Genomic DNA, 10,053 nt, shown 5'->3' with positions numbered 1-10,053 from the left:
CTTTCCGGCCTTGGGGCAACAATGGCGTTTCTTTTCTACAAGTACGGCTATGTGCTGTGGCCTTTTGTGACAACAGGCCTGCGCATCTCGCAGGTCACAGACACGGGCTTTGAAATACCCCCAAAGCAGGATGCGATACTCAAGTACTCAAACGGGTTTTACTACGCTTCGGTATTCCTGGGAGTTCGCATTTACGAGTCTGTCACGGACAAGACGCAGGAGGAAAATGCCATATACACCGAATACTTTGAGAGGGCGATTTCATCAGTCAAGTTTGTCACGAAATACTCTATGCTTGTTTATATCAAGGACCTGACAAAATACCGCGAAAGCATTGAAACAAGGCACGCGGAGGCGCAGCTTCGCCTTTCCCGCGAGCGGGAAAAAACTGAGCCTGACGTGCTCAAGCTTGACAGGTTTGAGCGCGAGGTTGCAATGTGGGAAGGGATGATGTCAAGGCTCACTCAGGGCATCAAGCCAATGGGCACTGTGGCATACGTGATGACTACTGCAGTGGGCGTCTCAAAGGAATCGGCCATGGCTGCGGCAAAAAACCAGGCAAACGAGCTTAGGGCAACAATCTCCAATGCCCTGAACGTGGAGGTCCTTCCCCTGACAGGCGAGGAGATGCTTTTGTGCTTTGAGTGGGAAAAGTTCATCCCGCCCACACAAACAGACCTTGAGCCGCAATTTGCTTGAAGATGAAACCGACTCTCGTAAAATTCCTTTCTTGGTGCACACATGGGAAGACTTAGGCTTTCAGGGCTTTTCAACCGCGACATTGCAAGGCGCAACATATTCGTAAGGCCGCCTGAACCGCCTGAAGAGTACCTTATCAACGACCCAACAAACTCAATCTACATAGGCAGGACAAAAATCTTTGGCGTGCCTTTCAACTGGACTTACCAGAGGACAACCAACCCGCACATTGCAGTGGTCGGGATAACCGGGTCTGGCAAATCCTATTTTGTCAAGACTTTCATAACCCGCGCGTCATTTGTCTGGGGCACAAATGCCTTTATCATAGACTGGGCCGGGGAGTACAAGGAGTGGGTCAAGCAGACGGGGGGCAAGGTAATATCCCTTGGCAAGGGCTCTTATGTCAACCTTCTTGACCTTGGCGGCATGAGGCCAAATGACAGGGTAAAGCAAATCATACGCACACTTGAGATTCTCACAGACCTGGGCCGCTATCCTGAGCAAAAGCGGCTTACCGAGCAGGCAATAGAGAGGGCGTATGTTGACGCCAAGTTCAAGATGGACTCCAAGGTGCAGCGCGACGGGCTTGGGCGGCAGCTAAAGCCTCCCACGCTTCGGGAAGTGCAGCATGTGCTTGAGGAGCAGCTTGAGGCAGGCTCATACGAATTTCCAGCCGAGCTTGAAAATGCAATCTACAGGATAAAGCAGTTTACAAGGCAGGGCGAGGACTTTTTTGCGCAGCAGTCCACAATCAACCTTGACGAGCTGACCCGCTCTGGCCTTGTGTGCCTTGACCTATCCGGCCTTCCAGACGAGGTTTTCAGGGGCTTGGCCGGCCTGTCCATGCTGCAGTTTATCAAGGAGAAGATGAGGGAGGAGGGCTGGTCGTCAACAAAAGGGCTCAAGCTCATTGTCGTGCTTGACGAGGCGTGGAAAATCGCAAAGGACGAGAACTCTGATGCGGTCATGATTGTGCGGGAGGGCAGGAAGTACCAGTTTGCGCTTCTTGTGGCCTCGCAAAACCCGACTGACATCTCAGAGTCGATATTTTCAAACGTTGGCACGACGTTCATCCTGCGCGTCAAATTCGAGCGGTTTTTGGACTATCTGCAGACCACGCTGAATTTCTCAAACTTCATGAGAACCGAGATATCCAAGCTTGGCGTCGGGCAGGCGGCAATCAACATGGCCTTCCAGACAAAATCCCAGTTCTCCGAGACTTTCCTTGTGGACAAGATAGAGGGCGAGGAGCCGATGGAGGAGTACTTTTTGGACATGACCAATGCGATGACAGACGCGGAAAAGAGGTTTGGTAACATGGCGCGCACGCTTTCATTTGAAAAGGACGAGCTGAAGAAGAAGATGCGGGCATTTGGGCTTGACGAGGTTCACGTGGAGGAGATAGCCGAGATGTTCAGGAAGAAGAACAAGCACATGGATGTCATTTCATTTGTCATACTGCTTGAACGGTATGGCATTGCAAGGGTGAATATCACGTCGTTTTTGAAGGACATTGGAATTGAGGACTCCACAATCATAAACATCTTCTCAAAGGCCGATTTCAAGAAGCTTGGGATGGGCGACAAGGACATAAGCCAGGTGATACTTGAAGAGTAAGGCTTGGGCAAGAGAATAGAAAAAGGGGTCAAGCTAATATATCAGAAAGTGCAAAATTGGCGCAGTGCGGTATTTAGTATGTTGCAAGGAATGGCTGCACCTCATGAGTAAAACCGGCAGGCATGCAAAAAGGCACAAAAGCTGTAAAACAGAGGGGATTGGATGGATTTTGGCGCAAAAACCCAGCAAACGCAGGCATTCGACCTTGAGGGCAAGAACGTCTGCATCATCTGCCAGCAGCAGACAAGCTACCTCAAGCACAAAGTTGCCGAGGATTTTGTCATCAAGGCAATAAGGGCCGTGAAGACTGCCTTGCGGGTTGCAAGGAACAATCAGCTTTATGTCTGCGACAAGTGCTTTGAGGCCTACCAGAAAAAGCGCTGGGGCTTTGAGCAAAAGTTTGTCATGTACGGGGCCGTAGGCGTTATCATTGCGGCAGTCATCATAGGCTCAAACCTGTTTTTGCGCGGCAGGTTCGACCTTTACCAGGTTTTTGTGGGGCTCATTCTCATAGTGTTTTTCTGCGCGCTTTCCCTGACCAACCATGTCCCGGGGCTTGAAGGTGCGCAAGGAGGGGCATCGCCTTCCCCTTCGCTTTCAAGGCCGCAGCCATTCAGTCCTGTCTTAGGCAAAAGACCTCAGGAGGCAAAAAAACCTGCCGTTGCGGCAAAGAGAAAAAGGTAGCTAACCGGTGCCACGATGCCACAGGCTTGCCGACGGCCGGCCGTGCGTTTCATGCAAAGGCGGCATGCCTTATGAAAATTTTGGGTGCGAAAAATGGCTGAAAAAACCAACGAGGGGCCGCGCGTAGGCGGCTTTTCAATAGAGGCAATAAGGCGCGGCAGCCAGTCCGACCTTTTTTCTTCCCTCTCTATCCTTTCGTTTCTTGAGCTTGTTGCAGAAAAAGAGGTAGTTGTTGCAATAAACGTGGAAAGCAGGGACATACAGAAGAACCCCTACCTGTTTTCAATTGCGTATTTTCACCCGGCCAAAATCGAAGTTCTCTATTCATACGTTCCTGGCATGAGCCCCAAAAAAAGGAGGCTTGACATAATCAAGTATTTTTTCAACATACTCACCCTAGTCCAAAGCGCCTATTCGGTTGACAGCAAGCAAATCTACCAGCTTCTGGACTCTGCCCTAAACGACATGAACGAGTACGTCACCGGCGATTACGACAAACTTTATTCGTTTTATGACAACCTTAAAAACGAAGTCAAGCTCCTTCAAAAAAAGGTCTCCGACCTTGCAGAGTCCAACATGCAGCTTGCGCGGGAGAATTACGACCTCAAGCTGCTCAATGACGAGTACAAGCTGCGGCTAAAGCAGCTGGAGACTTATTCGGATGAAGTGCTTAAGGTGAAAATCCAGGAATGGCTCAATGAGCACAACGGGGAAATCAACGTGTCCGATTTTGCCCGCGTGCACGGCGTGTCAGAAAACAGGGTAGAGCTGATGCTCAACAAGCTTGTGACTGACGGCTTCATAAGCCTCAAGCAGTAAGGCCCCCTGCGCCCTGCCACGCCACGGGCTTTTTGCCTGCGGCCCTCAGCTTCAAGACAGCGCAATGCAAAATCCATAAAACAGGATTTCGTGAGTGAAATGGCAACAAAAGCAGCACCCGTAAAAAAGCTTTCAAGGCCAGACGCGCCAAAAATTGCAGCAGCAGGACTCAAAATATCCAAAAATACCTATGTCTTTGAGCCAAAGCGCAAATTCTCAATTGTCAGGCACTTTCAGGTTGCAGGCTCAAGCAAGGAGGGCATTGAAAAGCTCGCTTCTCTTGTAAGCGGGGCAAAAACCGCCGCATCCGGCTTTATCAGGCCGCAAAAGGAAAAAAAGCAGCAGGGGCTGCAGCCTGTGCAGCAGGCAAAGGCTCAAAAAAATGATGCCGGCTCAAAGCATCCCATCTACAACGAAGAGGTTGCAAGGGAGATTGAAAGGCAGGCAACAAAATCCAAAAGCCCGCTCTACGCCTCGCTTGCAAAAATCGGAGTTGCGGCAGCCATTGTCATTGTTTTTCTTGTAGCCTTTCTCCTGACAACCCTGCGCCCTGTGGACATAAAGCCCCCGGTTGACCCTGACGACCTTCCGCCACCCTCATTCTACCTGAATTTTACCGACTACGGCATTGCCACTTATGGCTCGGAGCAGCAGTTTTCGCACAGCGCCTATTTTGGCGGCACATACGATTTTTTCAACATTTCGGGGGCAAACCTGAGCCTGAAGGTTTATCAGTCTCAGGTTCCCTCTCAGATTTTTGTGCTTCAAGGCCCGCGCGTCCAGGCCGATACCTACAGGCAGTTTAGACGGGGGCTTGACAGGCAGCTATCTTATTATGGCATGTATGCCTCTGATCTTGACCCCTCGATGCTTTACAAGATTCCTGGCAACTCAATAGTCATTGTCCCTACCGGCCACATGCCGGAGCTTTTGATTGGCAAGCAGGATTCAGGAAAGTCGATGCTTAACTTGCTTGAGAGGGGAGTCACAATCGTCTACCTTGGCTTCAGGTTCGACCAATATTACCTTGATGACAAGGGCTCAATCAAGCAATCGGACCAAAGCCGCATTGCAAAGCTGGGCTTAAGCTTTGGTCCTGCCAAATCCAAGACAACCTCCGCGGCTCCAATCAATCTGTACGACCCGCAATATGAGCTTTTTTCCTCAGCAGGCGGCGTTGAAACGTATTTTGGGACAATTTATTCGGTCAAAATCAACAATGGCTATTTTATTGCCTTGCCGCAAAGCCTTGACCCAGGCTGGCGCAACAACGGGGAGGCGGCCTCCCAGGATGTTGCGCACCTTGTAGTCTCGCTTCCCTGGCTCTCCCAGCTTGCAAACGCAATGGTTGACATAAGCGCAAACAACTCGACAGGAGGGCAATTTTTCATTTTCACCAACCCCTATTCGCTTAACGGGAATTTTGCAAGGTTTGTAGCCCAGGCCCAGGACTCGCAGGGCAGGAAAGTAAACGGCTTTTCAAAGCTGTTTCTCATCTCGCAGGAGCAAAAAGGCGACATATACTTCAAGGACGGATTCTCAGTCCTCTCCTCCGATGTGACAGGCCAGCCGGTGCGCCTGACTGCAGTTATGCGCGAAAACGAGGAGAAGAAAAAAGTCCTTTTTTTCCAGGCAGTTAAGGACTGGGTTGCGGTAAAAAGCTCCCCGCTACAAAAAACCGAGACAAGCCTCCAGTCCCCTGTCCCTTTTGATTTTGACGCCTCGCTGCAGCCAGGCGTTTATCTTGCCCGTGTGGTGGACGAAAAGGGCTACGTCTATGCTAAAGCAATCTTTGAAATAGCAAAAATCACCATCAAGGTTGAAAAACAGGATTTTGCACGGGGTAATTTTGAGTTTTCGGTATATGCCCCGGACGGGATCAAAATCAGGGTTCCGCGCGCAACTGTGGCCCTTGGAAGCGCCGAAATCGACCAGCTCTCCAAGGATACACTCACGTATACAACCGGGCCGCTTGACCAGGGCAACTACACATTCACAATAACGATTGGAAAGGTAAAGACCCAGATTCCCATGCAGTACACTCTGACAAAGGCGTTTTATGAGGAACCAATAAACATTGCCCTTGGCGTCCTTGCACTATTAATGGCGGCAATCGGCGCATACCTGAGGCGGCCTGAAATCGAGATGTTCTCACTTGACATACCGGACTTTCCGCCGACCTCAACCATCAAGATACCTGTAACCTTGCAAACGGTTGCCGGCCTGATGAGGCAGGTTAACAGGGACTATTCCTGGGATTACATGCCACTAAGCCTGCAGGAGATAAAAAATGCCTTCAGGAAGATTTCCTTTGGCGGCAAGCCAATCCTAATTGGCGACTACAACCTTGAGCGCGTGCTTGAGAAGATGCAAAAAAAGGGAATTGTTTTTGAGAAAAATGGCATGTGGGGCCTGTGCGAGTGGGCAGGCTCAAGCAAGAAAAGCGCGACGTATCTTGTGCTATTCAGGCAGCTTCGCGACATTTTCGTAAACCTGGCAATCCGCTTCACCCCGCTTCTCTCAAGCAAGGACTATGACTCTAAAATTTCAATAGGCCAGGACATATATATTCATATTTACCAGGGGCCATCCACGGCCGTCAGGGCGCTCAACACAGTTGGGACTGGCCTTACTGTAATTGTTTTTGAGGACCAGAAATCCCTCGATGCATTCAAGAAGCTTCTTGCTGTGCCTGCCAAGCACTTCGTTGCGCTCAAGCTTGAGCACTATCAGGGCAACATCCTGCTTTTGACTCCTGCAGACCTTGTCCAAGTCCTAAAAAACCTCAAGCCAAATTAAAATCCCAAGTAAACCCAAAACCCCAAGCCGCCTGATTGGGACTTCAAGCCGGAGGGCTTATATGAAAATTGTTTTTTTCACTGACACATACCTGCCAAACGTGGACGGCGTTGTATCCAGCATTGTGGAGACGCGCAAGACACTTGAGGGGCTTGGGCACACAGTAAGCATCATGTCTTCAGGCTCGACTTTAGACGCCAAGGCAAATCCGGATGGCAATGTCTGCTACTTCAAGTCAGTCCCTTTCATCCCATACCCAAGCTACAAAGTCGCAATTTTTCCTTTTGGCGCCCCAAGTGCTGCACGCAGGTTTTCCCCGCAGCTGCTCCACTGCCATGCGCTTGCAACAATGGGCCTTGCAGCCCTGCACACGAAAGGGGAGCTTGGGCTTCCTTCTGTTGCCACCTTCCACACGCTAGTCACGGATGCAACCCACTACATAAGCAGCTCAAGGCACGTCAGAAGCATCACCGAGCGGGCAATCTGGGCATACTTGAAATGGTTTTTCCCAAGCTTCGATGTTGCAACCTGCCCAAGCAGGTTTGCGCAGTCCAGGCTTGCATCACACGGAATAAAAGCAACCGTTGTCCCAAACGGGGTTGACACTGATTTTTTCATCCCGCTAAAGCGGAAAAACCCCGCCGCTGCCGGCTTAAGGGGAAAAAAAGTTGCCTTGTATGTCGGCCGCGTTGTGCGGGAAAAAAACCTTGAGCTTCTGATAGGGGCGGCAAAAATCCTCTCAAGGGAGAGCAAGGATGCTGCCATACTAATTTGCGGCAAAGGGCCTGCCCTGCATTACTATATGGGGCAGGTGCAAAGGCTCGGTCTTTCGGGAGTTGTCAAGTTCATGGGATATGTGCCGCGCAACCGGATAGTAGGGCTTTACAACAGCGCGGACTGTTTTGTGCAGCCATCCAAATTTGAAACACAGGGCCTGAGCGTTCTTGAGGCCCTCTCCTGCGGCATTCCAGCCTGCGTGCTTGAAGGCTTTGCAACAAGCGAGGCTGTGGTGGACAGGGAAAACGGGTTTTTGTTTGAAGACAGGCCGCAAAGCGCAGCGCAGGCCATAATTGAAGCCCTTGACTGCAAGAATCCCTCGCGCGTGTCAAAGGCGGCAAGGCATAGTGCCTTGCAATTCAGCTCCAAAAAATGCGCAAAGAAACTTTTGGAAGTGTACGGCCAGGCAATAATGCTGCATAAAAGATAGCATGGCAATACTCCATCTGTTGCAGGATTTGCCAAAGCCGGTGCAGGTGAAAATCTGGCAGAAACGCAAGACGGCTAGAACTTTGAAAGCCCGTATAATATCAAAAGTATGCTTGCAAGCAGTATGGCGGGTATTGCAACTCTTGCAACCGCCCAGATTGAGTTGACCGTGCTTATTATTTCTGTTGACTGGTTTTGCCCAAAAACCCTCATCCGTATCCTTTCCTTGCCATAGTGGAACTTATATTCCTCAAGGTTGCCTGCCGCCTTGAACACCGCCTGCAAAACCATCTTTTCAACCTGTGGCTCGGGCGAGCTTCCTATTGGGTTGAGCACTCCTCTTATCATGTTGAGCTGGTGCGTGTCGGTCGTGTACACTTCTGCTTTTTGAAGCTTCAAGCCATTCTGCCTGCACCCTGCCTCGATTTTTGAGAGAAGCCTGCTTCTAAATGCTGGAGTCACCCCGTTTGAGTCAAACAGGATAATGAAGTTGTGCGCCTTGCCTATCTGCAAGTCAAGCACTTTTATCCCGCCGCTTCCAATGGATTTTGAGCCAGGGGAGGCTTGCGCAAACCCGAGTCTTGTCTTTTGGCCTCTTACTTTGGAAACCTTTGCGCACGCCTGCCTTGCTGCATCAAGATACTGAAATGCAGGCAGGCTTCCTGCACTGAAAAAAGTAATGTCACCGGTCTCGGAGTTGTGCTGGTCTGCTGCAATTGCACATGGCACAATCTTTTCAGCCTCGTTCATTATTGAGAGGCCTGCCCCGAAATCAACATCCTCTGTTGTTTGCGGCGCCCTTGAAAGCCCCATAAATGCGCAGCCGTTTATCTGGTACGCATCCACATGCGCATTTGCGCATTTGCCTTGCGCATATGCGGCCAGTGCTCCTTCGTGCCTTGCAGCCCTGATGCTTTTTTCAACTGGAGCCGTTATTTTAGACAGCTGCTGGTGCGAAACCGGGTCAAAGTCGTGGTTTGCAGTGCCGTGGAATGCCATTGCCTTGCAGCCCAGGCTTTTTTCAAGCGAGGCACAAATCCTGTAGGAAAATTCGGAGCCGCCAAGGTTGCCAAAAGGGCCGTAGTGGATGTAGGGGACTACCAATACCAGATGCAGGTTTTTAGCCTTGAATGAAAGGTATCCGACAAGCGTTTCAATGTCCTGTCCAATTGACTCAAAAGTTTTTTCAAGGTCCTGCGAGGAGGAGAGCCACTGGCCCAAAAACATCGAAATGGCTTTTGTGGATGAAATCCCGAAGTTGCGCTTCATTGGCGCGTCAATTATCCAGAATGCCGCATAGGCGCCGACAAGGAACACAAAACCCGCAAAATAAACCTTGAAAAATATCTGGAACAGGCTTTGCCCGGATGAAAGATATTGGCTTGCAGCAAAAAATGCGAAATTATATCCCGCCTGGACTGCCGCATAGGCAACGGCAGACTTGTTGAGGCTGAAAACAATCTTTGCAATCAGGAACCAGAGAACAAAGCTCACCCCAAAGCCTACAAACACAAGCCTTTCGGACACTGCTCCAAAGTTCTCCCGCGTGGCTATGGAGGCAAGGAAAAAGCCGGCATACAAAACAGTGCAGATAAAGGAGAGAAAAAATACCCTGCGCGCCGCCAGTTTCCGCTTGACTGCAATCATTGTCAGCGCGCTTAGGACAGCAGGGGCCGTGAGCAGGAAAAGGCCGCTTAGAGCAGCTTCAATTATTCCTGTGCCCTGCTGCAAAAACCCCATCGTGCTTGCCGCAACTCCAAACGCAATCCCCAGGGCAACCAGAAGCAGCATCGAGACGTGGCTTTTAGGGGTTGAGAACATGAATCGGGTGAGAAGCACTGCCTTTTTCGCGTTGTCCAATTCATCAGCCCCAAACCGGTTGAACCTGCAGATTAGCGCTTTTTGTCAGGCATTCACGCCAACCTTTATGAAAACAAAGGCCAAAAAAATTTCAAATCCTGTCCTTCCTGTCAGCCCACTTTGCCTTTGCGGCAGGCATGGAAAAGCTCGGAGTTTTCTGCCTTATCTGCTTTTCAAGCAGATAGACGTTTGATATGAATTCCCCTGCTATCTGCTTGAATGGGAGGCGCTTTCTTGCCGCAATTTTCATAAGCTCAAGTGTGATAAATCGAAGCTCTGAATTTATTGCAGCTTTTTCCTCGCTGGCCATGTTATTCTCTTGCTACTGCATTAATAAAAGCCTTTGTAGCAAACCTTACCATTGGGTTT

Annotated in this window: 8 protein-coding genes; 6 read left to right on the top strand and 2 right to left on the bottom strand. The window is 50.2% G+C overall.

What is annotated here, in order from left to right; genetic code table 11:
- Nucleotides 1-21: 21 nt before the first annotated feature.
- The 6 genes from FJZ26_01830 to FJZ26_01805 all read left to right on the top strand — a co-directional run bounded on the left by FJZ26_01830 (nucleotide 22) and on the right by FJZ26_01805 (nucleotide 7,825).
- Nucleotides 22-699 carry a hypothetical protein gene (locus tag FJZ26_01830; GenBank protein MBM3229145.1) on the top strand — a complete coding sequence of 226 codons (678 nt, stop codon included), beginning with the start codon at nucleotides 22-24 and terminating at the stop codon, nucleotides 697-699.
- A 42-nt stretch (nucleotides 700-741) separates the two neighbouring features.
- The gene (locus tag FJZ26_01825; GenBank protein MBM3229144.1) at nucleotides 742-2,316 is read left to right on the top strand and encodes an ATP-binding protein; all 1,575 of its coding nucleotides are present in this window, start codon (nucleotides 742-744) and stop codon (nucleotides 2,314-2,316) included.
- Nucleotides 2,317-2,478: 162 nt separating this feature from the next.
- Nucleotides 2,479-3,000: a hypothetical protein gene (locus FJZ26_01820; GenBank protein ID MBM3229143.1), complete on the top strand. Its 522-nt coding sequence runs from the start codon at nucleotides 2,479-2,481 to the stop codon at nucleotides 2,998-3,000.
- Between the two features lie 93 nt (nucleotides 3,001-3,093).
- On the top strand, nucleotides 3,094-3,819 hold the full coding sequence (locus FJZ26_01815) for a hypothetical protein (GenBank protein ID MBM3229142.1): 726 nt from the start codon (nucleotides 3,094-3,096) through the stop codon (nucleotides 3,817-3,819).
- Between the two features lie 99 nt (nucleotides 3,820-3,918).
- Nucleotides 3,919-6,618, top strand: a complete 2,700-nt coding sequence (locus FJZ26_01810) for a hypothetical protein (protein MBM3229141.1) — start codon at nucleotides 3,919-3,921, stop codon at nucleotides 6,616-6,618.
- A 61-nt stretch (nucleotides 6,619-6,679) separates the two neighbouring features.
- Entirely contained in the window at nucleotides 6,680-7,825 is a 1,146-nt protein-coding gene (locus FJZ26_01805; protein MBM3229140.1) for a glycosyltransferase family 4 protein, read from the top strand.
- A gap of 74 nt (nucleotides 7,826-7,899) precedes the next feature.
- On the opposite strand, the gene FJZ26_01800 is transcribed toward FJZ26_01805, so the two are convergent.
- On the bottom strand, nucleotides 7,900-9,717 hold the full coding sequence (locus tag FJZ26_01800; protein ID MBM3229139.1) for a DUF2070 family protein: 1,818 nt from the start codon (nucleotides 9,715-9,717) through the stop codon (nucleotides 7,900-7,902).
- 58 nt (nucleotides 9,718-9,775) lie between these two features.
- Nucleotides 9,776-9,994 carry a hypothetical protein gene (locus FJZ26_01795; GenBank protein ID MBM3229138.1) on the bottom strand — a complete coding sequence of 73 codons (219 nt, stop codon included), beginning with the start codon at nucleotides 9,992-9,994 and terminating at the stop codon, nucleotides 9,776-9,778.
- Between the last annotated feature and the right edge of the window lie 59 nt (nucleotides 9,995-10,053).

The organism is Candidatus Parvarchaeota archaeon, assembly GCA_016866895.1.
Classification (GTDB): domain Archaea; phylum Micrarchaeota; class Micrarchaeia; order Anstonellales; family VGKX01; genus VGKX01.
This window is presented reverse-complemented; position numbering and strand designations above follow the sequence as displayed.

Coding starts and splice junctions, on each gene's coding strand:
- FJZ26_01820 (MBM3229143.1), top strand. CDS start 2,479: ATGGATTTTGGCGCAAAAACCCAGCAAACGCAGGCATTCGACCTTGAG.
- FJZ26_01795 (MBM3229138.1), bottom strand. CDS start 9,994: ATGGCCAGCGAGGAAAAAGCTGCAATAAATTCAGAGCTTCGATTTATC.
- FJZ26_01815 (MBM3229142.1), top strand. CDS start 3,094: ATGGCTGAAAAAACCAACGAGGGGCCGCGCGTAGGCGGCTTTTCAATA.
- FJZ26_01830 (MBM3229145.1), top strand. CDS start 22: ATGGCGTTTCTTTTCTACAAGTACGGCTATGTGCTGTGGCCTTTTGTG.
- FJZ26_01805 (MBM3229140.1), top strand. CDS start 6,680: ATGAAAATTGTTTTTTTCACTGACACATACCTGCCAAACGTGGACGGC.
- FJZ26_01825 (MBM3229144.1), top strand. CDS start 742: ATGGGAAGACTTAGGCTTTCAGGGCTTTTCAACCGCGACATTGCAAGG.
- FJZ26_01810 (MBM3229141.1), top strand. CDS start 3,919: ATGGCAACAAAAGCAGCACCCGTAAAAAAGCTTTCAAGGCCAGACGCG.